General features: G+C 57.1%; 1 pseudogene. It reads left to right on the forward strand.

The window, feature by feature from the left end:
• Positions 1–231: pseudogene (locus ACR9ZK_RS23775) on the forward strand (hypothetical protein); the annotation flags it as partial.

Consider the following 231-nt stretch of genomic DNA (forward strand, 5'->3'; position numbering starts at 1 on the left):
CTGCAGGACTGGCCGCGATTGCCATGCTGCTGCAGCTACTCAGCCTGCCGACTTTGCCTGCAACGACAAGCAACAGTCTTGCCGATGTCTTCAGGCTAACTCGGCGTCGTGGGGTTCAGCTCGGTATGCTTGCTATTCTTGTGCTGATGACAGGGCATTTTGCCGGCTCGGTTTATGTCCGCCCCTTCCTCGAACATGTGACCCTCCTCACAACTGGCCCAATTGCTCTGG

The organism is Monashia sp. HAY1-5C, from assembly GCF_056755255.1.